This is a genomic window from Acidobacteriota bacterium (genome assembly GCA_028875725.1).
Taxonomy (GTDB): Bacteria; Acidobacteriota; Thermoanaerobaculia; order Multivoradales; family Multivoraceae; genus Multivorans.
Map to the genome: position 1 here is coordinate 14,886 of JAPPCR010000009.1, position 24,213 is coordinate 39,098.

The 24,213-nt window shown below is 69.1% G+C and carries 22 protein-coding genes; 3 read left to right on the plus strand and 19 right to left on the minus strand.

Annotated elements, in window-relative coordinates; translation table 11 throughout:
• Position 1: 1 nt before the first annotated feature.
• The 14 genes from OXI49_10580 to OXI49_10645 form a co-directional block, all read right to left on the minus strand.
• Complete coding sequence (locus tag OXI49_10580; protein ID MDE2690948.1) at positions 2-1,348, minus strand: PQQ-like beta-propeller repeat protein; 1,347 nt, start codon at positions 1,346-1,348, stop codon at positions 2-4.
• 256 nt (positions 1,349-1,604) lie between these two features.
• Positions 1,605-3,026 (minus strand): type I glutamate--ammonia ligase, encoded by a 1,422-nt coding sequence (gene glnA / locus OXI49_10585; protein ID MDE2690949.1) that lies wholly within the window; start codon positions 3,024-3,026, stop codon positions 1,605-1,607.
• Between the two features lie 317 nt (positions 3,027-3,343).
• Positions 3,344-4,669 carry a GTPase Era gene (gene era / locus OXI49_10590; protein MDE2690950.1) on the minus strand — a complete coding sequence of 442 codons (1,326 nt, stop codon included), beginning with the start codon at positions 4,667-4,669 and terminating at the stop codon, positions 3,344-3,346.
• An 8-nt stretch (positions 4,670-4,677) separates the two neighbouring features.
• On the minus strand, positions 4,678-7,095 hold the full coding sequence (locus OXI49_10595) for an HDIG domain-containing protein (protein MDE2690951.1): 2,418 nt from the start codon (positions 7,093-7,095) through the stop codon (positions 4,678-4,680).
• Positions 7,092-8,114: a PhoH family protein gene (locus OXI49_10600; protein ID MDE2690952.1), complete on the minus strand. Its 1,023-nt coding sequence runs from the start codon at positions 8,112-8,114 to the stop codon at positions 7,092-7,094. The genes OXI49_10595 and OXI49_10600 overlap by 4 nt, the downstream gene beginning before the upstream one ends.
• On the minus strand, positions 8,101-8,952 hold the full coding sequence (locus OXI49_10605; protein MDE2690953.1) for a 3-hydroxybutyryl-CoA dehydrogenase: 852 nt from the start codon (positions 8,950-8,952) through the stop codon (positions 8,101-8,103). Before OXI49_10605 ends, OXI49_10600 begins: the two co-directional genes overlap by 14 nt.
• A 103-nt stretch (positions 8,953-9,055) precedes the next feature.
• Positions 9,056-9,484 (minus strand): tRNA (adenosine(37)-N6)-threonylcarbamoyltransferase complex ATPase subunit type 1 TsaE, encoded by a 429-nt coding sequence (gene tsaE, locus OXI49_10610; protein MDE2690954.1) that lies wholly within the window; start codon positions 9,482-9,484, stop codon positions 9,056-9,058.
• Between the two features lie 55 nt (positions 9,485-9,539).
• On the minus strand, positions 9,540-11,087 hold the full coding sequence (locus OXI49_10615) for an NAD(P)H-hydrate dehydratase (protein MDE2690955.1): 1,548 nt from the start codon (positions 11,085-11,087) through the stop codon (positions 9,540-9,542).
• Positions 11,084-11,752, minus strand: coding sequence for a TIGR04282 family arsenosugar biosynthesis glycosyltransferase (locus tag OXI49_10620; protein ID MDE2690956.1), 669 nt, complete (start codon positions 11,750-11,752; stop codon positions 11,084-11,086). Before OXI49_10620 ends, OXI49_10615 begins: the two co-directional genes overlap by 4 nt.
• The gene (locus tag OXI49_10625) at positions 11,749-11,988 is read right to left on the minus strand and encodes a hypothetical protein (GenBank protein ID MDE2690957.1); all 240 of its coding nucleotides are present in this window, start codon (positions 11,986-11,988) and stop codon (positions 11,749-11,751) included. Before OXI49_10625 ends, OXI49_10620 begins: the two co-directional genes overlap by 4 nt.
• Positions 11,985-12,437 (minus strand): phage holin family protein, encoded by a 453-nt coding sequence (locus OXI49_10630; protein MDE2690958.1) that lies wholly within the window; start codon positions 12,435-12,437, stop codon positions 11,985-11,987. Before OXI49_10630 ends, OXI49_10625 begins: the two co-directional genes overlap by 4 nt.
• 52 nt (positions 12,438-12,489) lie before the next feature.
• The gene (locus OXI49_10635; GenBank protein MDE2690959.1) at positions 12,490-14,262 is read right to left on the minus strand and encodes a VWA domain-containing protein; all 1,773 of its coding nucleotides are present in this window, start codon (positions 14,260-14,262) and stop codon (positions 12,490-12,492) included.
• 71 nt (positions 14,263-14,333) lie between these two features.
• Entirely contained in the window at positions 14,334-15,182 is an 849-nt protein-coding gene (thiD, locus tag OXI49_10640; protein MDE2690960.1) for a bifunctional hydroxymethylpyrimidine kinase/phosphomethylpyrimidine kinase, read from the minus strand.
• Positions 15,155-15,955 (minus strand): prolipoprotein diacylglyceryl transferase, encoded by an 801-nt coding sequence (locus OXI49_10645; protein MDE2690961.1) that lies wholly within the window; start codon positions 15,953-15,955, stop codon positions 15,155-15,157. The genes thiD and OXI49_10645 overlap by 28 nt, the downstream gene beginning before the upstream one ends.
• A gap of 36 nt (positions 15,956-15,991) precedes the next feature.
• On the opposite strand from OXI49_10645, the gene OXI49_10650 reads away from it, so the two are divergent.
• A complete protein-coding gene (locus OXI49_10650; GenBank protein ID MDE2690962.1) occupies positions 15,992-17,032 on the plus strand; it encodes a DHH family phosphoesterase in 1,041 nt (346 codons plus the stop codon).
• Positions 17,033-17,044: 12 nt separating this feature from the next.
• Here the strand turns inward: OXI49_10650 and guaA are convergent, their stop codons facing one another.
• The 4 genes from guaA to OXI49_10670 are packed head-to-tail and all read right to left on the minus strand — an operon-like array spanning position 17,045 to position 21,655.
• Positions 17,045-18,610, minus strand: a complete 1,566-nt coding sequence (gene guaA / locus OXI49_10655) for a glutamine-hydrolyzing GMP synthase (GenBank protein ID MDE2690963.1) — start codon at positions 18,608-18,610, stop codon at positions 17,045-17,047.
• A complete protein-coding gene (locus OXI49_10660) occupies positions 18,607-19,668 on the minus strand; it encodes an NAD(P)-dependent glycerol-3-phosphate dehydrogenase (GenBank protein ID MDE2690964.1) in 1,062 nt (353 codons plus the stop codon). Before OXI49_10660 ends, guaA begins: the two co-directional genes overlap by 4 nt.
• A complete protein-coding gene (gene plsY / locus OXI49_10665) occupies positions 19,665-20,336 on the minus strand; it encodes a glycerol-3-phosphate 1-O-acyltransferase PlsY (GenBank protein ID MDE2690965.1) in 672 nt (223 codons plus the stop codon). The genes OXI49_10660 and plsY overlap by 4 nt, the downstream gene beginning before the upstream one ends.
• Positions 20,333-21,655 carry a CinA family nicotinamide mononucleotide deamidase-related protein gene (locus tag OXI49_10670; protein MDE2690966.1) on the minus strand — a complete coding sequence of 441 codons (1,323 nt, stop codon included), beginning with the start codon at positions 21,653-21,655 and terminating at the stop codon, positions 20,333-20,335. Before OXI49_10670 ends, plsY begins: the two co-directional genes overlap by 4 nt.
• A gap of 368 nt (positions 21,656-22,023) precedes the next feature.
• Here OXI49_10670 and OXI49_10675 point away from each other — a divergent pair, with 368 nt between their 5' ends.
• A complete protein-coding gene (locus OXI49_10675) occupies positions 22,024-22,251 on the plus strand; it encodes an AbrB/MazE/SpoVT family DNA-binding domain-containing protein (protein ID MDE2690967.1) in 228 nt (75 codons plus the stop codon).
• On the plus strand, positions 22,248-22,739 hold the full coding sequence (locus tag OXI49_10680) for a type II toxin-antitoxin system VapC family toxin (protein ID MDE2690968.1): 492 nt from the start codon (positions 22,248-22,250) through the stop codon (positions 22,737-22,739). Before OXI49_10675 ends, OXI49_10680 begins: the two co-directional genes overlap by 4 nt.
• Positions 22,740-22,945: 206 nt before the next feature.
• On the opposite strand, the gene OXI49_10685 is transcribed toward OXI49_10680, so the two are convergent.
• Positions 22,946-24,211, minus strand: coding sequence for a thymidine phosphorylase (locus OXI49_10685; GenBank protein ID MDE2690969.1), 1,266 nt, complete (start codon positions 24,209-24,211; stop codon positions 22,946-22,948).
• Positions 24,212-24,213: the final 2 nt, after the last annotated feature.

Genomic DNA, 24,213 nt, shown 5'->3' on the forward strand with positions numbered 1-24,213 from the left:
GCTATTCGGCGGCCAGGGACACACGGATGATCTCCTCGTCATTGCGCGCGACGATGTGGCGGTTGGCATAGGCCGGGTGCGTCCAGTTCACCATCGCATCGAAGAGGCGCCGCGGACCGAAACCGGACTGCGTCGTCGGTTCGATCAGCCTGGTGCGATCGATCTCTTCGTAGCCGTCGCGCGAGAAGCGGGCGATGATCAGGTCACCGAGATCGTTGTTCACGAACCAGCGGTCGCCGTGCCTGACCATGAAGGCTGTCCCCCAGCGGCCCTGCCGGGTCATCTCGTCGCTCTCCCAGAGCCGGGAGCCATCGGCGGCGTTCAGACCCCGGAGCTGACCGTAGCTGCAGACGCCGTAGATCGTGTCGCCCTCCAGGATCGGCGTCGTGATCAGGGAGTGGAGTCCCTCCGTCTCCTCCGGCATCTCGCTGCGGCTCTGTCCGCGCCACAGCTCCCGCACCTCGGGCTTCTCGGAGTCGAACTCGAGCAGCAGCGAACCGCGATAGAACTGGCTGAAGAGCAGCCGGTCGCCGTCGATAACCGGAGTCGTCACGGTCATCCCCGAGGCCACTTCCCAGGGCACGCTCCAGTAGACCTCGCCGCTCGCCGGGTTGAGTGAGTTGACCGCCTTCGGCTCCCAGATGACGAGTTGCTCGACGCCGCCGCGCTCGAAGATCATCGGCTGGCCGTAGCCCATCTCCCAGTCCGAGGAAAGCGACCGCCAGACTTCTTCGCCCGTCTGCTTGTCGAAGGCGATCACCTTGCCGTCCGGTTCAGCGCCCACGACCTGAATCAACAGGTCGCCGTAAACGAGCGGCGAGCTCGTGAAGCCCCAGATCGTGATACTGGCGTTGCCCTGCTCCACGGAGTCGTAGCTCCAGATCACCTCGCCGGTCTCGGCTTCAAGCGCGATCAGATGGCCAACGGCGCCCATCACGTAGAGCGTGTCGCCGTCGACGGTCGGCGTCGAACGCGGACCGATCGCGTAGCTCTGCTGCAGCGCCGAGTAGTTCACGTCCCACTCGTGACTCCAGAGCTCCTCGCCGGTCTCCTCGTCGAGCGCCAGCACGCGTTCCTTGCCCGTGATGGCGCGCGTTCCCTCAATACGCTGCCAGTCGGTTACGAACACGCGGCCGTCCGCCACCACCGGCCCCGAGTAGCCGCCGCGGATGGGAACACGCCAAACCACCTCGAGGCCCCCCTCGGGGAACTGCTCCAGGATGCCGTCCTCCTGCCACACGCCGGAGCGGTCCGCGCCCCGCCACTGCGGCCAGTCGTCGGCTATCGCCGGCACGCACAGCGTCAGACCGAGCACCAGACCAAAGATGCGAATCGCTATGCCTTGCATGAGAAGGGACCTCCTGCTCCTTGGCTGCGCCCACTCGCTCGTCGGCGCGTGTTCTGCAATGACGGCGCAACGGTAGCAGCAACGTGCTCTGGGTGCGCGGGTCTTCTGACCCGCCCTCGGTCGGAGCCGCGAAGCGGCGCAGACGGGGCAACAAGGCCGCCGGCCGGAGGTCGGCGACCACTTTGGACGCCGCCTGCGGCGGCAGCCGGTGGGGGCGCCGGCGCACCCAGAATGCGCCGGCGCCGTGACCAGGTGCCTAGATGTCGTAGTACAGCGCGAACTCGTGCGGGTGCGGCCGCAAGGCCACCTCCTGGCACTCGCTCTCCCGCTTGTACGCGATGTGGTTCTCGATCACGTCCTCGTCGAAGACGCCGCCGGCGGTCAGGAACTCGTGGTCCTCCTCGAGGGCGTCGAGCGCTTCGTCCAGGGTCGCCGGCGTGGTCGGAACGCCCTGGCTCTCCTCCGGCGACAGATCGTAGATGTCGACGTCGAGCGAGCTGCCCGGGTCGATCTCGTTCTGAATGCCGTCGAGCGCCGCCATCAGCAGAGCCGCGAAGGCGAGGTACGGGTTGCAGCTCGGGTCGGGGCAACGGAACTCGACCCGCTTCGCCTTCGGCGACGGCGAGTACATCGGGATCCGCACCGCCGCGCTCCGGTTGCGCTGCGAGTACACAAGGTTCACCGGCGCCTCGAAGCCCGGCACGAGCCGCTTGTAGCTGTTCGTCGTCGGGTTGGTGAAGGCGAGCAGTGCCGGCGCGTGCTTGAGCAGGCCGCCGATCGCGTGCATCGCCATGTCCGAGAGGCCGGCGTAGCCGTCGCCCGCGAAGAGAGGCACTCCATCCTTCCAGAGCGAGAGGTGGGTGTGCATGCCGCTGCCGTTGTCCTCGAACAGGGGCTTCGGCATGAAGGTGACCGTCTTGCCGTGACGGGCGGCGGTGTTCTTGATGATGTACTTGTAGAGCATCATCGCGTCCGCCATCTCTACGAGGGGCGCGAACCGCAGGTCGATCTCGGCCTGACCGCCGGTGCCGACCTCGTGGTGCTGGCACTCGGGGTTGAGACCGAGCTCCTCCATCGTGAGGATCATCTCGCTCCGCATATCCTGGTGCTTGTCGGTCGGCGGCACCGGGAAGTAGCCCTCCTTGTACCGCGGCTTGTAGCCAAGGTTCGGACCTTCGTCGGCGCCGCTGTTCCAGCGGCCCTCGATCGAGTCGACCTCGTAGAAGCCGAAGTTCGGACCGCCGTCGAAACGCACGTCGTCGAAGATGAAGAACTCGGCCTCCGGGCCGAAGAAGGCGGTGTCCGCCAGACCCGTCGACTGCACGTAGGCCTCGGCCGCCCGGGCGACACCGCGCGGGTCGCGGCCGTAGCTCTCCCGCGTGATCGGATCGACGATGTTGCAGGTCATGACGAGCGTCTTGTGCTCGAAGTAAGGGTCGATGAACGCCGTGTCCGCGTCGGGGACCACCAGCATGTCCGACTCGTTGATCACCTGCCAGCCGCGGATGCTCGAGCCGTCGAAGCCGAGCCCGTCCTCGAAGGTGCCCTCGTCGACCTCGCGGGCCGGCACCGAGAAGTGCTGCCACAAGCCGGGAAAGTCGGTGAACCGGAAATCGACGATCTGGATCCCCTCATCGCGGATCCGATCGAGAATCGACTTGGGGCTTGCTCCTGACATGAAGTTCTCCTTTGCTGTTCCTTGCTGCGGACCGAGCCGCGCCAAATCTGTTGTGGCCGAGACGCCGCCCGGCCGCACGCTCAAACACGAATCGCCAAGGCCGCGTGTCTATCAGCGCGGCCATGAACTAGGCAAGCCACGGGCCGGACGCTATAGATTTCGGTAGCAACGTCCATGCCCAACCCGTGTTCCGGCGAAGAACCGGCCTCCGCGCTGCGAATGAACCGCCCGAACCATCCGGCCGGGCCTCGGGGAGGCGACAACTCTGTCGTCTACAGGCCCCCGGATCCCACGTTTCTGTAGCACCGCCTGCGCGGCTACCCGGTCTCCAGGCGGCTCAGGACCGCGGCATCCTCGCGCCAACCCGGCTCTGTCCGTACCCGCAGCTCCAGGTAGACCCGCCGCTCCAGGAACGCCTCCAGATCCCGTCGCGCCGCCGTACCGATCTCCTTGATCCGCCGGCCGCCACGGCCGACGACGATCCCCTTGTGGCTCTCCCGGTCGACCAGGATGCTGGCAAGCAGGTCCGTCCGCTTCTCGCCGTCCTCCCAGACCTCGATGACGACCGCGGTCGTGAACGGCAGTTCGTCGCGTGTCTGCTCCAGGACCTTCTCGCGGATCAACTCCGCGACGAGGAAGCGCTCGGTGTGGACCGTCAGCAGTTCCGGGTCGTGCCGCGGCTCGCCGGGCGGCAGGTGGCTCCAGAGGAGTTCGAGGAGTTCGTCCACGCCGTCGCCAGTGAGCGCCGAAACCGGAACGATCTCCTCGAACACGGCACGGCCCGCATAGCGCTCGATCTCGGGCAGCAATCGGGGCTTGGCGATCAGGTCGATCTTGTTCAGCAAGCAGAACATCGGCCTGCTGCGCGCCTCCGCCGCCGTGGCGACGAGATCGAGAGCGTAGGCGTCGCCCCGGCCGAACGGGGTCGCGACGTCCCGGAGCAGGCACACGACGTCGGCTTCCTTGAGCGCCGCCGCGGCGGCATGAACCATCCGCCGGTTCAGGCGGTGCAGGGGCCGGTGCAGGCCGGGCGTGTCGTGAAACACCATCTGGCCTCGCTCCGTGCTCAGAATGCCGATCAGGCGGTGGCGGGTCGTCTGCGGTTTGTCCGAGACGATCGCCAGCTTCTCCCCCAACATGCGGTTCATCAACGTCGACTTGCCGGCGTTGGGCCTGCCCACGAGGGCTACCGTGCCGGATCGTTGGGATCCCGGAACCTCCGACGGCTCCAGGAAGCGGGCCCGCAGCCGAGTTTCCATCGCCTCCATCTCGCCGTCGTCAGTCTCGTGGTCATAACCCAGGCAGTGCAGGATGCCGTGCAGCGTCAGAACCTTGAGCTCCCGTTCGAGGGAGATCCCGCCGCCGGCGCCGGCGGTCTCGACCGAGATGACCACATCGCCCAGGTGGCGGCCTTCCGGCGTCTCCTCGCCCGGAAAGGAGAGCACGTCCGTCGCCCCGTCGACCTGCCGGTACCGGCGGTTCAGCTCCCGCATCTCCGCGTCGTCGACCAGGCGCAGGGTGAACGTCGCCGGCGCCGGCGCCAGTTCGGCAACCGCCTCGTCCGCCACCGCGCGGAGCCCCGGAAGACACTCGCGGCACCTGGCTTCCACCGGGGCCGCGACCTGCAGATCGATGGTCGCCACCGGCGGAGTCAGTCGCCGCCCGGAGCGCCGCCGGCGCCGCCGGACAGAACCCGCAACGGACCGCGGCCGCCGCGTCCGAACTCGAAGCCCGGATACTCCACCCGATGATGATGCACCGTCCTCAGAACATTCTGCAGGGTGTAGCGCATCCGCCGGAGGTCGGCGAGCGTCAGGTCGGTCTGGCTGAACTGATCGTCCTCGAGGATGTCGTTCAGCAGGCGTTCGACCAACGCACGGATCGACCTCTCGGAGAAGTCTCCGAGTGTACGGCTCGCCGCCTCGACGGTGTCGGCCACCATCAGCGCGGCAAGCGTCTTGCTCTGGGGCATCGGGCCCGGGTACCGGTACTGGTGTTCGTTGACCTCCTCGCCCGGCTCTGCCTGCTCCTTCGCCTTGGCCAGGAAGTAGTTCAGCCTCCGCGTGCCGTGGTGCTGCTCGATGGCGTCGACGATCGGTTGCGGCAGCCGGTTCTCGCGCGCCAGTCGCGCGCCTTCCTTGACGTGATCGATGATGATCAGGGAGGACATGGAGGGCGAGAGGCTGTCGTGCGGGTTGTCGCCCTCGCGCTGGTTCTCGACGTAGTACTGCGGCCGCAGCACCTTGCCGATGTCGTGGTAGAGGCCGCCGACATAGGCCAGGGTCGGATTTCCGCCGACCGCCTCACAGCAGGCCTTCGCCAGGTGCGCGACCATCAGGGAATGCTGGAACGTCCCGGGCGCCTCGAACGCCAGGCGTTGCAGCAGCGGCAGGTTCGTGTCAGAGAGTTCCAGCAGCTTGATGTCCGTGGTCCTGAACAGCACTGCCTCGAACACCGGAACGGCGAAGCTGACCGCGGCCGCCACCATCAGGCCGCCCAGGAATCCACAGAGCACCTCGAACCCCCAAACGGCCACCGTGACGCCATCCCCGAGCAGCGTCAGCATCGTCACCGAGGCGACGTTGACGAGTCCGACCAGGAGGCCCGCTCTCGTCACTGCGGACCGCCGCTTCAACTGGTCGAGCGCGAACACCGCGGCGAGGCTGCCGGTCAGGCAGTAGAGCATCGTGCCGCCCGCCAGCCCGAGCTCCGCATTCGCCGCCTCCACCCAGCCCAGCCGGCCGACCAGGACCGAGAAGACGACGCCGGCGAGCAGGCCGGCGCCGCGACCGTAGAGCACCGACACGAGCAGCGCCACGGCCGCGAAGGGGATCGCGAACACGTAGCTCCGTGCCGAACTCAGGGCCTCGATCGGGAACGAGGCGGCCAGCGCATCCGCAACCAGAAATCCGACCCGTGTCGCCGCGAGGCCCAGGACGAGAATCAGGACGACGCTGCCGAAGTCGCGGCCCTCCACCGCGACCAGGCGCTTGCGGCGAAACGCCACCCACAGGAACGCCACCGCGAGGCCGAGCACCAGGGCCGACGCCAGCGGCGACCGCAGGAGGATCAGACTGCTCTCGCTGCCGGTCATCTCCCGCAGCAGACGCATCGATTCCGGGTCGACCTCGTCGCCCTTGCGCACGATGACCTGACCGGCCCGAATCTGGTTGAACACCGGCCCGACGTCCTCCGCCGCGGCGTTGCGCCGTTCCTGGGTCTCGTTCAGGTTCAGGTAGACGTTGGGCGCCAGGTTGACCATCAGGAAATCGACGAACGTCTCCCGCTCGGCACGCGACCACCCCGCCCAGCGGCCGACCTCCGCCTCCAGGTAGGCCTCCACCTCGACCGGATATCCGCGATAACCGAAGAGGTCAAACTCGACCGACTCCTCGCCGGTCTGCATGTTGTGCAGCGTGACGCCCTCGAGGCGGTTCTGGAGCAGCGTTTCCTTGTTCTCCACGATCCCGGCCCGGAGCAGCAGCCCCACCAGGCGGGTCAGGCTTTCCTCCAGCTCCGCGCCCTCGTCCTCGCCGCCCGTGCGGGCCGCCAGCAGGTCGGCGTGGCCCTCATCGACCCGCAGGCCGCTCCCGATCCTCAACCTTCGCAGCCGTTCCTCGGCCACGTCCTCCTCGGGCAGGAGTTCGGCCACCTCGTCGAAGCCCCGCTCGATCTCGAAGAGGCTCGCGATTCGCGCCTCGACTTCGTCCGCCTGAACGGCGTCGAAGTCGTAGAGCGGACGGACGTCGGCGCGGGCCCGCTCCTTCAGTTCCTCCGAGGTCTCCTCGTCGAGAAGCAGCACGTCCCGGGTCGCGTGATAGTCGCGGTTCGCAATGTCCCCCTCGCCCAGATCCGGCCGGAAGAAGACGCCCGGCGGCGCCATGATCCAGACCCCGGCCAGGACCATGACCACGACCCAGACGATGTCGCGTTCCAGCGCGTAGTGCCACAGGCCGGCGACGGTCAGCCGATCGCCGTGGCGCCGGTACATGCTGCGGCGCAGCCGCTTGCGAGCCTCGCGCCTGCGATCCGACCGGCGGCGCTTCGGCGCCTTGACCACCGCGGTCACCGGCTGCCCCTCTCCGGAGTTCCAGCCTCCCGCGGCCGCGTACCGTGACGGGTCTCCCAGCGGTCGTACGCGCCGACGATCCGCTGCACGAGCTCGTGCCGGACGACGTCGGACTGCCCGAAACGCACGAACTCGATGCCCTCCTCGCCCCGGAGCACCTGGAGCGCGTGCTTGAGACCGGACTGCTGTCCGGGCGGCAGGTCGATCTGGGTGATGTCGCCGTTGACGACGGCCTTCGAGTTGAAGCCGATGCGGGTCAGAAACATCTTCATCTGTTCCGGTGTCGTGTTCTGCGCCTCGTCCAGGATGATGAAGCTGTCGTTGAGCGAACGGCCGCGCATGAAGGCCAGGGGCGCCACCTCGATCACCTCCCGCTCCATCATCCTGGACACCTTGTCGAAGCCGATGATGTCGAACAGGGCATCGTAGAGGGGGCGCAGGTAGGGATTCACCTTCTCCGCGAGATCGCCGGGCAGAAAACCGAGCTTCTCGCCCGCCTCGACCGCGGGCCTCGCCAGCACGATGCGCCGCACCTTCTGCTCCTTCAGCGCCGATGCCGCGACCGCCACCGCCAGGTAGGTCTTCCCGGTGCCGGCCGGCCCGGTCGAAACGACCAGTTCATGGTCCAGCATAGCGCGCAGGTAACGCTTCTGGTTCAGGCTGCGCGGCGCGACGAGCCGGCGCGAAGCCTGAATCAGGGCGCCCGTCCGGAAGAAATCGACCAGGGAAGCCGCCGGCTCCTGAGCCACCACCCGCAGGGCCGTGGCCAGATCGTCGGAGCGGAGCCTGCGGCCCGCCGCGGCCAGGGCGCCGAGATCGGTGAGCAGCCGCTCGGCCGCTCCGACCGCCGCCGCCGCGCCCTCGATCTGTACCGCGGAACCGCGTACACCGAGGGTGACCTCGAGAGCCTTCTCCACGCGTCGCAGGTTCTCGTCGTGGGCGCCGCAGATCGCCTGCACCGATTCCTCGGGCAGGGTCACCTGCGCCCTGGCCCGCGCCGCCGGCTCAACTGTAGTCAAAGAAGCCCTTGCCCGTCTTGCGCCCCAGATGTCCCGCCTGGACCAGTTGCTTCAGCAACGTCGGCGGCGCGAAGCGCGTCTCCCGGTACTCGTCGAACATGATGTTGGCGACCGAGTACATCGTGTCCAGGCCGATGAAGTCGCTCAGCGTGAACGGCCCCATCGGGTAGCCGCAGCCGAGCTTCATCGCGGTATCGATGTCCTCCATGCTGCCGACGCCGCTCTCGTAGGCGCGAACGGCGTCGAGCAGGTACGGAATCAGCAGCCGGTTGACGATGAAGCCGGAGTTGTCGCCGCAGGCCACCGGCGTCTTGCCCACGCGCTCGGCCAGGTTCCAGCAGGCGTCGTAGGCCTCGTCCGAGGTCATCAGGGTCCGCACCACCTCGACCAGCCGCATCGCCGGCACCGGGTTGAAGAAGTGGAGCCCGACGAACCGGTCGGGCCGGGCCGTCGAGGCCGCGAGCTGCGTCAGGGTCAGCGAGGACGTGTTGCTGGCGAAGATGCAGGCGTCGCCTACCATGCCGTCCAGCGCGACGAACAGCTCGCGCTTGGTTTCCAGGTCCTCGACGATCGCCTCGACCACCAGGTCGGAACCGGCGAGATCGGACAGTTCGACGGTTCCGGTCAGGTTCGCCAGTGCCCGGTCATGTTCCTCGACATCGATGCGCCGCCGCTCGAGGCTCTTGGCCAGGGATGCACGCACCGCGCCGAGCCCCTTGTCGAGCACGTCCTGGTTGACTTCGCGCACAGTGACCGGGATACCGGCCCGTGCACAGATCTCCGCGATGCCCCGGCCCATCAGACCGCAGCCGACCAACCCTACGCGTTCCACTTCCATCGGTTCCGTTCCTCTTCTGCTCGTTCCCAGTTTTCCGGCGTCGAGAGTGTCTCTGGCGGACAGAGGCGGCACCCTAACAGCCCCGGATCCGGTTGCAGGTGCGTCAGTCAAGGATCTCGACCTCCCGCTCCTCCGGCCCGGCGCCCATGCGCAGCCGCACCTCGACCGCGGACGGCGGCTGCGGCAGACGGTCCGCCCACTCCACGACCTTGACCCCGTCCCCCGCCAGGAACTCATCGATGCCGATCGCCTCCACCTCCTCCGGCTCCAGGCGGTAGAGGTCGACGTGCACGAGGGGCACGGGTCCCCGGCCGGAAACGGGACTCCGGTCGTACTCGTGAATCAGCGTGAACGTCGGCGACTGGACCAGGGTCGCGTCCAGCCCCAGGCCCTCCGCGATGCCCTGCGTCAGCACCGTCTTGCCGGATCCGAGGTCGCCGAACAGAAGCGCCGTGCCGTCGGGTCGGAGCCGGGCTGCCAGTTCGACACCGAGTTGTCGGGTTTCGTCGGCACTCTCTGTGCGAACGATCATGGCGCGAGTAACCGAAACGTGGCTCGAACAATGGCATCCCGCCTCGGGTAGCGCATCATTCTTCGAGTGACTGGAACGCGGCCCCCAGCTCGTCCACGAGGTCGCAGGCGGCCATCGAGATCTCCCCCCAGCGCTTCGCCGCCAGGTCGCCGGACAGCCCATGAGCGTAAGCGCCCAGCCGGGCGGCCGCGGGAGGGTCGAGTCCCTGGGCCAGGAGCGCCGCGATCACACCGGTCAGCACGTCGCCGCTACCGCCCGACGCCATACCCGGATTCCCCGTCGGGTTGACCCAGGTGCCCAGGGCCGGGTCCGAGATCAGGGTCTGGCGGCCCTTGAGCACGACGACCGCTCCCGTCTCGCGGGCTGCCCGCCTCGCATGCTCCCAGCGGCTTTCCGTGACCGCCGACACCGACACGCCGAGGAGCCGGGCAAGTTCTCCCGGATGCGGCGTGATCACCAGGTCCGAGTCGCGCGCGAGAAGCGCCTCGGGGTCGCCGGCGAAGGCGGAGATGCCGTCCGCGTCGAGCACGACCGGCGCCGCGCTCCGGGCGACGATCTGTCGCGCCAGCACGCGGGCATCGTCGGAGAGCCCCAGGCCCGGACCGAGCGCCAGCGCGCCGGGCGAGGCGCGCTCCACGATCGTCTGGAGCAGCGGTTCGACGGCGTCACGGGACCACCCCTTTCCCAGCCTCGGCAGCCCAAGGGTCATCGACTCGATCGAACCGGCGTCGACCACCTGAACGAGATGTTCGGGCACTGCCGCCGTCACCAGGCCGGCGCCGCCCCTGACCGCCGCTCGCGCAGCCAGCACCACGGCGCCGCTGTAGCCGGTCGAGCCGCCCGCGACGACTACGTGGCCGAAGGTCCCCTTGTGCGCGTCGCGCTGCCGGGCCCGAAGGCAACCAGCCAGGTCCTCCCGTCGCGACTGGTAGAGGGCGTCCGGGCCCGGCGGCGGTTCGGGCAACGGAACGCCGAGATCGCCGATCCAGAGACGGCCGCCGGCGTCCGCTGCCGGTGCCAGCACGTTCGCGACTTTGGGGAACCCCAGCGCCACGGTCAGATCGGCCGCCACATGGGGACCCGGGGGCACCGCCGACGACGCGTCGACGCCCGTCGGCAGGTCGACCGAGACGAGCGGCACGTCGCCGCGGCGCCTTCCAAGCCAGTCGACCCAGTTCGCCACCGGTCCCTCGACGGGTCGGTTCAGGCCCGTGCCGAGCAGGGCGTCGACCCAGAGCTCATAGTCCTCGTTCACTTCGTCGTCCGTGGCCGGGTCCGGCACCGACCGGGGCGAGAGCCCGAGCTGTTCGCACGACACGAACTGCCTTGTCGCGTCGACGCTCAGCCGGTCGAGCGGACCGGCAACGAAAGCCGTCGCCTCGTAGCCGCGGGTCGCGAGATCGCGGAGCAACGCGAGCCCGTCGCCGCCGTTGTTGCCCCGGCCGCAGGCGATGGCGATCCGCCGGGCACACGGAAAGCACTCGGCGATCGCGTCCGCGGTCGCGCGCGCGGCGTTCTCCATCAGGACGATCGCCGGCACGCTGAGGCTCTCGATCGCCGCGGCCTCGACGTCGCGCATTTCCTCGGAGGTGACGACCCTCACAGGAGGACCTCGGCGGTGCGCGGACAGAGCGAACGCAACTCGGCCCGGCGCTTGAGCCGTTGGCGGAAGCGGGCGAGGTCAGCCACCGTGTCGAGATCATGCGCCTCGGGCAGAAGCCCCGTGTCCAGGCCGAGTTCGCCCAGACGCGAAAGCGTCGTGACGAACACCGACGGGGAACCCCAGACAATGCCCTCGAACAGGCGCGGGCAAAGCGCTTCCCGCCGTAGCGCGATCAGGTAGTAGCCGCCGTCCGCCGCCGGCCCGAGCACGGCATCACGGCCGGCGTCGAGTGCCTCGAAAGCCTCCTCCACGCGCGCGGAGTCGAGGTCGGGGTGGTCGCTACCCACCGCCGCCACCCGGTCGGCGCCATCGACCGCCCAGCGAAGCCCGTTGTAGAGACGCTCCCCCAGGTCCCGCCCCTCCTGAAGACGCCACGGCACGGCGACGGGCGCCAGGTCCGAGGGGGGCTCGGCGTCCGCTGTCAACGCCCACATCAGGACAAGCTCCCAGGCACCGGCGCTTAGGCGGTGTCCCAGATCCGCGACGAGCGCGCGGTGCAGCGAAGCGGCGCCGGCAGCCGTGAGCCCCCCGGGCGCCACCAGCCGGGTCTTCACCCGGCCCGGGACCGGAGCCCTGGCGAAGAGGAGCAGGCGTCGCGTACTCACCGCTTCCGGAATCGCCGCAGCGACCACGCGATGGCGATGCCGAGAGCGCCGGCCGCGATCGGCAGAACCCAGGCCGCCCCGGCCCTTCCCGGAGATGACCTTCCGGAAAACGCCGCCAGGCGAGGGCCGCCCGCCCTCTCGAGGGCGCCTCTAACGTCCGCCACCGCCTCGCGGACCTCGTCGCGGCGGCGTGCCAGCGCCGCTGCCCGCGCCCGCGCCTCCGACTGCCGCCTCACGACGTTCCCCCAGGTGCCGTTCCCCCAGGTGCATCATCCCCGCCTTCGTCCGACTCCAGCACGTCGCGCCAGAAGTCAAGGTGGCTGCCGACGCGGCGCCTGACGGTGCCAACCGGTGACTCGAGCCGGCGCGCCCGCAGCCGAACGACCCGAATCAGGATGAGCGCCAGCACCAGCAGGCCGCCGGCCACCGCAAGCGCCGCCGCCCACACCGGCAGCACGTGGGCCAGGCCCGCACCCGCCGCGAAGACCAGAGCGCCGAGCGCCCAGAACACGGCGCCGAAGACAAAGGCGGCGAGCAGGACCAGACGGAGCAGACGAGCCCAGTTCCGCGCCAGGTCGAAGCGCAGTTGCTCGACTTCGGCCTCCAGCAGCGCCGCCGCCGACCGTGCCAGCGAACCTCCCAGTCCGCTCAGGGTCGCGAGAGCCTCGACGATCTTCGTGGTCATTGGGGCTGAGGCCTCAAGCCGGCGTCATCGCCGGACGGAGTTCAGGCGCCGCTCAGGCGCCGACACGCAGGGTCCGCGTGACGAAGGAAGTTGCTCCAGCAACCTCGTCCCGCACCGCCACCGTCAGGCGCTGGTCGCCCTCCTTCATGATCAACGGCAGCGTGTACGTGTAGTAGCTCTCCATGGCGCGTTCCAGGTCCCCGGCCGGGATCGTGAGTTCGAACGGCTCGACCTGGGGCGGGGAGATGTCGCCGTTCGATGCCAGCGCCTGCACCCAGATCCGGGCGCGCAGGAGGTGCTCGCCCTCGGTCCCCACCGGCACCAGGGTCATCTCGCCGATCGGAACCTGGACGTCGACGTGAACCGTGTAGAGGCCCCGCTCCTCGCGGCGGATCTCGTCCGCCTTGACGAGCGAAATCTCCAGGTCGTTCTTCTCGTAGCCGAGCTTGAGTGCCGCCAGGGTGCCTTCGGTCATCTCCGTGTCGACCGACTTGTCGCGGTAGCTCTCGCGGTGGCGGACGAAGCGCTCACGCCTGAGGCCGAGCCGTTCCTGCGCCTCCTTCGTGAGGTCGACATCGATGTTGTACTTCCGGCCCGTGCCCGCGTGACCCGGCTGGAAGCCGAGCGAGTAGTAGCTCGCGAAGTCGAGAGCGATCCGGTTCAGACCGTCGCGGAAGTTGTTCGTGTTGACGATGTACTGGCCGCCGGTCTCTTCGGCCATGTACATGACGGAAGAGTGCATGTTGTCCCGGGCGACGGAGTCGATGTTCGACGAGAAGGCCATGCCCTGCATCGAGGCGTCGCGGGAGTTGATGCCCATCGGCCCCGAGGCGTCGACGGTGTAGAACGAGACCTCGTTCGCGTTGGCCGTGTCCACGAGGTCGGTGAAACGCCGGCTCGAGTCGTACTGCAGCGAGTCGAGGAAGAAGTTCTGGTTGTACTCGATCGAGTCGACGGAGCGGCCGCGCTGGTCCAGCGCCTCCCACATGTCCGCGCCGGCCCTCATCGGCAGCCCGTCCGAGACGTAGAGGAAGGCCTTGCGGCCCGGCATGCCCGCCAGCGAGATGACGCTGTCCTTCAGTCCGTCGAGCGTGAACTGCATGTCGTTGTAGATCTGCTGCGAGTAGATCCGCACGCGCCCCTGCACGAAGTGGTAGTCGCGATCTTCCTCACCGATGTCGCGGATCAGATCGGCCCGGTCGGAGTCCCACATCGTCCGGCCGCCGGTGTGCTTCTCCAGGTCGTAGAGCGCGTTGGCGATCATCTGGGGGTCGCTCGTGAACTCACGCTCCACCTTCACCGAACGGTTGAAGGTCAGGAGCATGACGCGGTCGTCGCGGGTCACGTGCTGGCGCAGGAACTCCCGGACGTAGCGGAAGAAGCGGTTCCGGTTCTGGGGGCGGATGTTGTGGTGGTCGACGTAGATCACCAGGTTCAGGCGCTCGTCCTCGGGCACGACGTAGTTCCGGCGCGCAAGCCCGGGCCGGTCGATGATGTGCTGCTCCGGCTCGCCCGGCACCAGGCCGGCAACCGCGCCGACCTTGACCCGCTCGTGGACCTCGTAGAAGTTCGTGATCGGTACCGGACGCTTCTGCTCAAGCAGGACGAAGTCGTCCTTCGTCAGACCCGTCACGGGGTTGCCGTCCCGGTCGCGGACGAAGACCTGGACATTGATCACCTTGACGTGGACGGTGTCCTCGAACGTGGCGCCGGGCGGCCTGGAAGGCACCTCCTGGCCGGCGAGGGAAAGCGGAGCGATCAGCATCGACCCGGCGAGCAGTGCCGGAACGAACGCAGGCGATCGAAATGAGAGCGTTCCGTTCATGGCAGGTCGATTATAGGGGACCAACCCGGCAAACCGTCGGCGCCGGCCGCGGCATTCCCAACGCTTCGCATTCACCGCCGGCCGCGGCGGCCTGCCATCGGATCGAGCGAACCGTGTCCGCCGCTCCGCCCCAGAGGGTAGGAACCCCGCAGCGCGCGTTCGACGAAGGCGACCGCCCGCCGTACGGCTTCCTGGAGCGGCAGATGCCAGCCCAGCCCGGCCGCGACCGCGGCCGAGAGCGTACAGCCCGTGCCACGCCGCCAGCGCGTCCGGATCCTCGGGTGGACGAAGGCCTCGAAACGGTTGCCGTCGAACAGCAGATCCGTCACTTCGCCGCCGCCTCCGGCCGTACCGCCGTTCGATCGGTAGGCGGCAGCCGGATAGCCGTGGCCACCCGTGACCAGCACGCTCGGACCCATCCGCTCGATCCGGCGGGCCGCGTTGCGGGCTTCCTCCAGACCGGTGATCGTCTCCCCGGAAAGAGCCTCCGCCTCGAACAGATTCGGCGTCACCAGCAGAAGCTGTGGAAGCAGCCGCTCCACGAGCATCGGCATCGCCTCCGCGTCGAGAAGCGCCGTCCCCGAGGTCGATCTGAGCACCGGGTCCAGCACCGCCGGCGTCGGCGGCAGCCGCTCCAGCCAGCTTGCCACGACTTCCACGGTCGCCGCGTCGGCGAGCATGCCGATCTTGATCGCCTCGATGCCGATCTCCTCGGCCGTCTCCAACTGCTGGCGCACGAGGTCGGGCCCCAGGGGCTCCACCGCACGCACCTCGGCCGCCGACTGGGCGGTGACCGCGGTCAGAACGCACAGTCCGTGAACCCCGTAGGCCGCGAACGTCCTCAGGTCCGCTGGGGCACCCGAGCAGCCGCCGGAGTCCGAACCGGCAATCGTCAGGACGCGCGGCGGCGGTGCAGCCATAGCGAAGCGATCAGAAGCAGGATGGCGATGGCGATCAACTGAGCCACTGTCAGAACGCCAAAGAACCGATCGTCCTTGGCGCGCAGGAACTCGACCAGGAAACGCTCCAGCGACAGCAGGCCGACGACCGGAAGGGCCACGCCGCCCGGCGCCGTCCCGCGGGCGAGCAACGACCTGCCGAACCAGAAGATCAGCAAGGCGGTAACGGTCTCGTAGATCTGCGTGGGGTGTACCGCGACCAGGGCGTCGGCGGCGATGTCCGGCGGCAGTTCGACCCCGAACTCCCGCTCCATCGCACTCGCCACCGTGGGGATGGGACCTTCCGCAAAGGTCATGCCCCAGGGCAGGTCGGTGGGCACGCCGTAGTCGTCGCCGACCAGCAGGCAACCGATGCGGCCGACGCCGTAGCCGAGCGCCAGGGCGGGCGCGGTGGCATCGGCGGACTGCCAGAGCGGCATTCGCCGGCGCCGCATGACCAGCAGCACCGCCGCCGCACCGACCAGGAACCCGCCATACCAGACCAGCCCGGCACGGCTGTAGAGCAGGTGCCAGTCGCCATACAGCAGCGCGTAGTACGCCTTGCCGCCGACGATGCCGCCCACGGCGCCGGCCAGCAGCAGGGCAGCCGCGTCGTCCGCGGCACGGGAAGCGCTCGAGCCCACCTGCCGGAGGCCCCAGCGCAACTGGAGGCTGGCCGCGAACAGCGCCGCCACGAGCATCACGCCAAACGGAGAAACGGAGAGCGGACCGATGTGGAACAGCTCGGAGATCACCGGCCGATCCTAGCTCGCGGCGCTAGCATGAGGACGATGCTGAGCGAACTGGCCCGGAGCCGTTTCGCCGCGTTCCGCGAGTACATCGAGCACACGGATCCGCGGGCGCGCTGGCTCGTCCTGACCCACAACAACCCGGACCCCGATGCGCTGGCCGCCGCGGCCGCCCTGGCGAAGGTCCTGCGGTCCGGGTTCGGGCGCCCCGCCACGCCGGCCTACGGCGGCATCATCGGCCGAGCCGAGAACCAGGAGATGGTTCGCTCCCTCGACCTCGACTTCAGCCAGGCCCGGCGGCTGAAGCTAGCCAACTACCGCTACGTGGCGCTGGTCGACTGTCAACCGGCGACCGGCAACAGCCCGCTACCGGCCGAGCGGATGCCCGAGGTCGTCATCGATCACCATCCGCCCCGTCCGAGCACGGCCGCAACGCCCTTCCACGACCTCAGAACCGACTATGCCGCCGCCGCCACGATCGCCGCCGAGTACCTGCTCGCCGCCGGAGTGCCGGTCACCCGCCGGGAAGCGACCGCGATCGTCTACGCGATCCGTAGCGAGACCCTCGACTTCTGCCGCGGCTCCAGCGCCGCGGACCGCGCGATCCACGACCACTTCAACGCTCAGGCCCTGCCACGCTTGCTGGGCCGGATTCGGAACCCCAGGCTGCCGCTGAACTACTTCGAGACCCTGCGCGAGGCGCTAGCCAACCTCTACGGCGTGGACACCCTGATCCTGAGCCGGCTCGGCCCGGTGGCCCAACCCGACATCGTTCCCGAGATCGCCGACCTGCTGCTGCGCCTGGAAGGGTGCACCTGGTCGATGTGCAGCGGCCTCCACGAAGACCGCCTCTACTGCTCGATCCGGACCACGAACACCCGCGCCGACGCTTCGCGCATCATGCGCCGCCTGGTCGGACGCAACGGCCGCGGCGGCGGCCACGGCATGATCGCCGGCGGCTGGATGCCCAGGGCCAGGGGAGACGATGACGCGGTGCGCCGCCAGCAGGACCGGCTGGCAGCCAGGCTGGCCCGACTCCTGCGCAAGGATCCGGACCGGATCACGCCCATAGCCCGCGGCTGATGGCGGCCCGCCTCACTCCCATTCGATCGTGCCGGGCGGCTTGCTGGTCAGGTCGTAGACGACCCGGTTGACGCCCGCCACCTCGTTCACGATCCGACCCGCGACGCGGCCCAGGAACTCATGGGGCAACTGGCTCCAGTCCGCCGTCATGAAGTCCTCGGTCTCGACCGACCGGAGCGCGACCACGTTCTCGTAGCTGCGGCCGTCGCCCATCACGCCGACGCTCTGAACCGGCAGCAGCACGGCCAGCGCCTGACTCACCCGGTCGTAGAGCCCGGCCTCGCGCAACTCGTCGATGAAGATCGCGTCCGCCTCCTGGAGCACGGCCACGCGGTCGGCGGTGACGTCCCCCAGAATCCGGACCCCCAGCCCGGGACCCGGGAAGGGATGCCGTCCCACGAACTCCGAGCCGAGACCGAGCTCCCGGCCGAGCTTCCGCACCTCGTCCTTGAACAGGAAACGAAGCGGCTCGATCAGATCGAAACCAAGCTGTTCGGGCAGGCCGCCCACGTTGTGGTGGCTCTTGATCATCGCCGACGGGCCGAAGGCCGAAACCGACTCGATCACATCCGGGTAGAGCGTGCCCTGGACCAGATAGCGGATCCTGCCGCCGTCTCCCGTCCTCTCCAGCCTCTTCGCCTCGCGCTGGAACACCTCGATGAACACCCGGCCGATCGTGCGCCGCTTCTCTTCCGGGTCGGTGACGCCGGCGAGTTCTCCCAGGAACTCGCTCGCGGCATCGACCACGACCAGATGGAGGTCGAGCCCGGCACTGAGACTCCCTTCCACGGTCGTCCGTTCGTTCTTGCGCAGCAGGCCGTTGTCCACGAACACCGCGGTCAGGCGATCGCCGACCGCCCGCCGCACCAGGCTCGCCGCCACGGCCGAGTCGACACCTCCCGAGAGGGCGCAGAGAACCCGGTCCGTCGGCCCAACCTGTTCCGCGATCGCCGCCGTGGCCTCCTCGGCGTAGGACGCCATCCGCCACGCGCCGGACGCGGAACAGGCGCCGTAGAGGAAGTTCCGCAGCATCTCGCGCCCGCTGTCCGTATGGGTGACCTCGGGGTGGAACTGAATCCCGAACAGGGCCCGTTCCCGGTCCTGGACGGCCACCACCGGCACGGTCGGCGCCGAGGCGGTCGCCTCGAAGCCCGACGGCACCTCGTCGACGCGGTCCCCGTGCGACATCCAGACTTCCTGCTCCGCATCGAGTCCCGCGAACAGGCCTCCGTCCAGGGCGGACAGGGAAATCTCCGTGCGGCCGTACTCGCGCATGCCCGACGCCACGACGCGGCCGCCGAGGACCTGGGACATCCACTGCATGCCGTAGCAGATGCCGAGGACGGGAATGCCCAGCCGCAGCAGTTCCGGGTCGGCCTGCGGCGCGTTTTCCTCGTAGACGCTGTCCGGCCCTCCCGAGAGCACGATGCCGACGGGCTTGCGGGCCCGCACTTCGTCGACGGACAGGTCGAACGGGTGGATCTCGCAGTAGACCCTGAGTTCCCGCACCCGCCGTGCGATCAACTGGGTGTACTGGCCGCCGAAGTCGAGGACGAGAACGGTCTCGTGCTCGGTCACAGGGCGGACTCTACCTTGAGTTCACGCCCCATCAGATCGCGGATCGCCGCCGCCGGTTTCTTGCCCCGATAGAGGATCTCGACCATCTGTTCCGTGATCGGCAGTTCGACCTTCCTGTCGGTCGCCAGTTCGAGCAGCGCGAGGGAGTTCCGCACACCTTCGGCGACGCCCGCGCGACCCGTCTCGATCTCCTCCAGCGTGCGGCCGCGCCCCAGCTCGATGCCCGTACTCCGGTTGCGCGACAGGCCGCCGGTGCAGGTCAGCACCAGGTCGCCCAGACCGCCGAGCCCGGCAAAGGTCGCCGGCCGGCCGCCGCAGGCGAGACCCAGGCGCATCATCTCGTGCAGGCCGCGGGTGATCAGCGCCGCGCGGGTGTTCGAGCCGTAGCCGAGACCGTCGAGCACGCCCGCGGCTATGGCGATCACGTTCTTCGCCGCGGCGGCGATCTCCACACCCACCACGTCGGTCGAGGTGTAGAGCCGCAGCGCCCCGCAGGAGAGCTCGGCCTGCAGCCGCTCCGCAACGCCGGTCTCCTCCGAAGCGACGACGCAGGCGGTCGGCAGTTCCACGGCCAGCTCCGCGGCGAACGACGGGCCGCTGATCGTCGCGAAGTCGATGTCGACGGCCGCCGACGAGGCCTCCTCGGCACAGACGTCGCTCATCCGCCGGAAATGGCCCTGATGGTCGGATTCGATCCCCTTGGCGCCCGAGACCAGGGTCACCCGCCCGGGAAGCAGGGCGTCGTCGCCCAGGCTGGAGCGTGCCTCCAAGAAGGAGCGGACCACCGCGCGAAAGCCGTGGGACGGCACGACGACCAGCACCGTGCCGCTCGCGGCGGCCTGTCGCAGGTCCCACGTCACGCGGACCTCGGCCGGCAGCTCCACGCCCGGCAGGTACCGTTCGTTGACCCGTTCGGAAGCCAGCTTCGCGCCGAACTCGGCCGAGCGGGCCCACAGCAGCACCGGCGTACCCGCCCGGGCCGCGTGAACGGCAAGCGCGCTGCCCCACGCGCCCGCCCCAAGCACGGCGATGCCGCCGCCCTTTCCGGCGCCGCTCAACCGGAGGCCTCCACCTCGGGCGCCTCTGGATCCGGCTGCGATTCGGCGCCCAGTCGCGATTCCGTTCCGGCCCGCAGCCGCACCAGGTTGGCCCGGTGCTTGACGATCACGAGGGCGGCGATCGCCGCCGTACCCGCGAGCAGGGCCGCCCCTGGATCGACCTCGGGCTCAGTCCGATAGGCGCCGCCAAGCCAATAGACGCCGACCAGCAACGGCAGCGCCACGGCCGCCGAGATCGAGCCCAGAGAGACGTAGCGCTTCCACGCCACCATCACGGCGAACACAGCCAGCGCCCCGAGCGCCGCCCCGGGCACCAGCAGCGCCAGGACGCCGGCGGCCGTCGCCACTCCCTTGCCGCCCCGGAACCCGAGAAACAGAGGGAAGACGTGCCCCGCGACCGCCGCGACCGCGGCCGCCGCCAGCCACCAGGAGCCGACGTCGAGAGCGCGAGCCAGGAGGACCGCCGCGGCGCCCTTGGCGGCGTCCAGTAGCAGCGCGAGCAGAGCCGCCCACTTGCCCGAAGCCCGCAGCACGTTCGTCGCGCCGGCGCTCCTGCTGCCGATCATGCGTACGTCGATGCCCCGGTGGAGACGCACGATGAGGTAGCTCCAGGGCAGAGAACCCAGCAAGTAAGACAAAGCGACGGCGACCGGACCGACCGCCGTCACGGCGGACCCATCCGCGACGGCGCCGCCCAGGGCAGGGCGTCGGCCGGCCCTGCACCGGCGAGCAGCATCCGCCGCAGCATCTCGAGTGCGAACTGGGTGGAGAGCTGCCTGACCCGTGCCCGATCTCCGGGGAACCGGGCTTCGAAATGTGACCGCGAGTCCGCCGGTCCGGCCACGGCGATGTGGACCGTGCCCACGGGCCGCGACTCGCTGCCGCCACCCGGGCCCGCGACGCCCGTGATGCCGATGCCGTAGTCGCTGCCGCAGCGCTCCCGGGCGCCCGCGGCCATCGCCAGCGCCGTCGGTTTCGACACGGCGCCGTGTTCCATCAGGGTGTCCCGGGGCACTTCCGCCAACCGCATCTTGAGCACGTTCGAGTAGGTCAGGAGTCCGCCCACGAACCAGGCGCTGCTGCCGGCGGTCGCCGTCAACCGCTGGCCGAGCAGGCCGCCGGTGCAGGACTCGGCGACGGCGACCGTCTCGCCGCGCGCCGCCAGCAAGCCGCCGACGACAGCCTCGAACTCGATACCGTCCTCGATCGGTCCGACGCAGAACACCGCGTCACCCAGGGCGTCCCGAACCGCCTCCTCCATCTCGGCCAGACGCGGCGACCGACCTTCAACGGCACCGCCTGCACGCAGACGCAACCGGATCTCACCCGGCCGCGCCAGGACAGACACGTTGCCGTCCCCGAAGCGCTCGTAGACCGGCGAGATCCTCTCTTCGACCACCGACTCCGGCAGACAGGCGACACGCACCTCGACCTGATCGAAGCCCGCGCCGTCCTCGGTCCGTACCGCAAGCCACGGATCGAGGGCGTCCTCGACGATGGCGTGAAGTTCCCGCGGCACGCCAGGGAACAGGTAGTAGGTCGTGCCGCGCGGCACGGGGGACGGATCCTCGATCCGCTGCCCCGGCGCGACGCCGGCGCGGTTGGGCAGCATCTCCGCTCCGTCGACCCGCTCCGCCTGTTTGCGGTTTACCCGCGGGATGCGGCGCCCCAACTTGCGGAACCCGCGTTCGATCTGGTCCCATAACTCTTCGTCGACCGCGATGGACCGCCCCAGTAGCCGGGCCAAACCCTCCCGCGTCAGATCGTCCCGCGTCGGACCCAGCCCGCCGGTCACCAGCAGCAGCTCCGCTCGCTCCCGTAGCGCATCGAGGGTCTCCGCGATCTCGACCACGTCGTCGCCGACGACTGCCTTCGAAACCAGGTCCACGCCCCGCCGCCGCAGAACCTCCGTCAGCGCCAGCGAGTTCGTGTCGAGCCGGTCCGTACCGAGCAGCTCGTCGCCGACCGCGAGTATCGAAGCCTTCACCGGCCGCAGTGTAGCGAGGCGGCTTGCACCCGCCCGCTCCGGTCCGGGGGGAAGGTCCCAGGGGACGCTCGCCCTCAGAGAGAGAATGGGGAGTCTGGGCTCGCTGTTGTCGGCTGCGTTCCGCCACGGCGGTAGTTCAGGCGAGGGCGCGGGCAGTCACTTGCCTCCGACCCCCTGGGACCCTCCCCCCGGACCGGAGCGGGCTGGACGTCGTCGGTGTCCCCGAACGCGACGTTGCGGTGTAGATGCGCCCAGCAGTAGCGGCAGGACGGATCGTCGTCACGAAGCCGCTTTCTTTACCTCTTGACCCAGAGTAAAGAACACGGCTAGTCTTCGCTCGCACCGACGACCCGGGAAGGAGCGACACCATGCCGCGAGTGAGCGCCAAACGCCAGATCACGCTCCCCATCGCTCAATGCAGGGAAGCCGGAATCGAACCCGGCGACGAGTACCGCTGCTTCGTTGCCGATGGCCGCATCACCATTGTGCGGAAGGAGGCGGGCGCGGCCAAGGGCTTTCTGCGGCACGTCATCGGCGACGCGGCGCTGAGTGACGACGAGTCGCTTCAGAGCGCACTCGACGTGTCGAGGCCTTGATCGCGGTCGACACGCGCGTCCTGCTCCGCTATCTGCTTGAGGACGACGAGGAGCAGGCGGCACGTGCCGCCAAGGTCTTTGCTGCCGGCGAGACGATCCTGGTCACCGACGTTGTCCTGGCGGAAACGGTCTGGACACTCTCCGGCAGGAAGTACAGACTGCCGAAGGCTCAACTGGTAGCCGTCCTCGAACGGCTGTTCAGCGAGCCGAGCATCCGCTTCGAGGACGACCAGGTCGTATGGCGAGCGCTCCACGCCTACCGCAGCGACGGAGCGACGGAGGCAACGGCGTCGCCCAAGCGCGTCGGATTCGCAGACGCGCTGATCGTGTTCAAGGCGCTCCGGACCGCGGCGAGCGACGGCGAACTGCTGGACGGCGTCTACACCTTCGACGCGGCCATGCAGCGGCTTCCCCACGCCGCGGCGCCCCAAGAACGATCGAGCTGGTCACCGGTCGCCAAGGGTGACGAGCTGAACGAACCCCGTTGACCGCTCCCCAGGGCTCAAGCGGCTGACGCGCTTGCGCCGGCAAGATCGGCCATGTCGTTGGCGAGGTCGTAGAGGTCGCGGCGAAGGTCAGGCCAAGATTGGCCAAGATCGAGCCGAACGGACCTCGATCGGGTGGCCGGGAAAGCCGTACGGGTGGCGGAACGAATGGCCGTCCGTGGCGTACCGTTGCCTTCTTTCGGCCCGCGCTACTCCATCACGGCTGGCGGCGGCTCGACTTCTTCGCCGATGACGAGCGCCGCGGCGACCTCTCGCTGCAGGAGTTCAGGATCCCGGCGCACGTAGAGGCGCACCAGTTCCTGGCCGCGCTCGATTCTCTCGCCCAGGCGGATGTCGTAGCGAAGGGCGACGGCGTGGTCGATCCTGGTCGGATCGCGGTCCGGGCGGCAGGCGTGGGCGAAGGCGTTGCCTATGCGGCGACAGTCGACGGCGGTGAGATAGCCGGAGTCCGGGGCGGTCACGACGGCTTCGACCGGCGCCAGGTCCAGTGCCTCGGTCCAGCCCGGCTCGGCGCCCTGCGCGTCGGCCCAGTCGACGAGCTTCTGCCGGGCGGCGCCGGAGTCGATCGCCGAGTCGATCGCCCGCGGCGGAAGGCCTCTTCCCACCAGGCGGGCGGCCTTGCGGCAGATCGCGGTCACCACCTCGAGCAGTCGGGGATCACCGTCGCCGGCGAGACAATCGAGCGCTTCCCTCACTTCGGCCGCGTGGCCGACCCAACGGCCAAGAGGCTGGTTCATGTCGCTAAGGACGTAGTCGGCGGGCGTGCCGCAGGCGGCGCTGATCGAAACCAGGCTCGAAGCGAGCGAGCGGGTGTCGCGCGCGTCGGGGAAGAAGGCGCCGTTGCCGATCTTCACGTCGAACACGATCCCGGACGCTCCAAGCGCAAGTTTCTTGGACAGAATGCTGCCGACGACGAGCGGAATCGAACTCACGGTCGACGTGCGGTCCCTCAGGCCGTAAAAACGCTTGTCGGCGGGTGCGATGCCGGCCGTGGCGATGCCGATCGCCATGCCGAACCGGTCCAGCAGGTCGAGGGTGCCGACCCGGTCAAGCTCCAGGCGCACGCCGGGGATGCTCTCCAGCTTGTCGGCGGTACCGCCGCTGTGGCCCAGGGAGCGGCCCGTCAGCTTGGCCGCCGGCACGCCGCAGGCGGCAAGCAACGGCAGCGCGATCAGACTGACCGTGTCGCCGACGCCGCCGGTGGAGTGCTTGTCGACCAGGGGACCGAAGTCCTCCGCCAGTGCCCACTGGTCGCCGGACTCGAGCATCGCCAGGGTCAGTTCCCGGGTCTCATCGCGGTCGAGGCCCCGCATCGCGGCGGCCATCAGGAAGGCGGCAAGCTGGACGTCGGACCAGCCACCGGAGGCCGCGCCGCCGACCACCGACCGCACGTCCTTCGCGGTCAGCGGCCGCCCCTCCCGCATCCGGTTCAGGATGTCGAAGGGCGTCGCCATCG

Bases quoted from the DNA above. Each gene is read 5' to 3' on its own strand.
- thiD (MDE2690960.1), bottom strand. From the start codon at position 15,182: ATGGCTGCACCGCCGCCGCGCGTCCTGACGATTGCCGGTTCGGACTCC.
- tsaE (MDE2690954.1), bottom strand. From the start codon at position 9,484: ATGATCGTTCGCACAGAGAGTGCCGACGAAACCCGACAACTCGGTGTC.
- OXI49_10635 (MDE2690959.1), bottom strand. From the start codon at position 14,262: ATGAACGGAACGCTCTCATTTCGATCGCCTGCGTTCGTTCCGGCACTG.
- OXI49_10685 (MDE2690969.1), bottom strand. From the start codon at position 24,211: ATGGCGACGCCCTTCGACATCCTGAACCGGATGCGGGAGGGGCGGCCG.
- OXI49_10605 (MDE2690953.1), bottom strand. From the start codon at position 8,952: ATGGAAGTGGAACGCGTAGGGTTGGTCGGCTGCGGTCTGATGGGCCGG.
- OXI49_10630 (MDE2690958.1), bottom strand. From the start codon at position 12,437: ATGACCACGAAGATCGTCGAGGCTCTCGCGACCCTGAGCGGACTGGGA.
- OXI49_10675 (MDE2690967.1), top strand. From the start codon at position 22,024: ATGCCGCGAGTGAGCGCCAAACGCCAGATCACGCTCCCCATCGCTCAA.
- glnA (MDE2690949.1), bottom strand. From the start codon at position 3,026: ATGTCAGGAGCAAGCCCCAAGTCGATTCTCGATCGGATCCGCGATGAG.
- OXI49_10580 (MDE2690948.1), bottom strand. From the start codon at position 1,348: ATGCAAGGCATAGCGATTCGCATCTTTGGTCTGGTGCTCGGTCTGACG.
- OXI49_10650 (MDE2690962.1), top strand. From the start codon at position 15,992: ATGCTGAGCGAACTGGCCCGGAGCCGTTTCGCCGCGTTCCGCGAGTAC.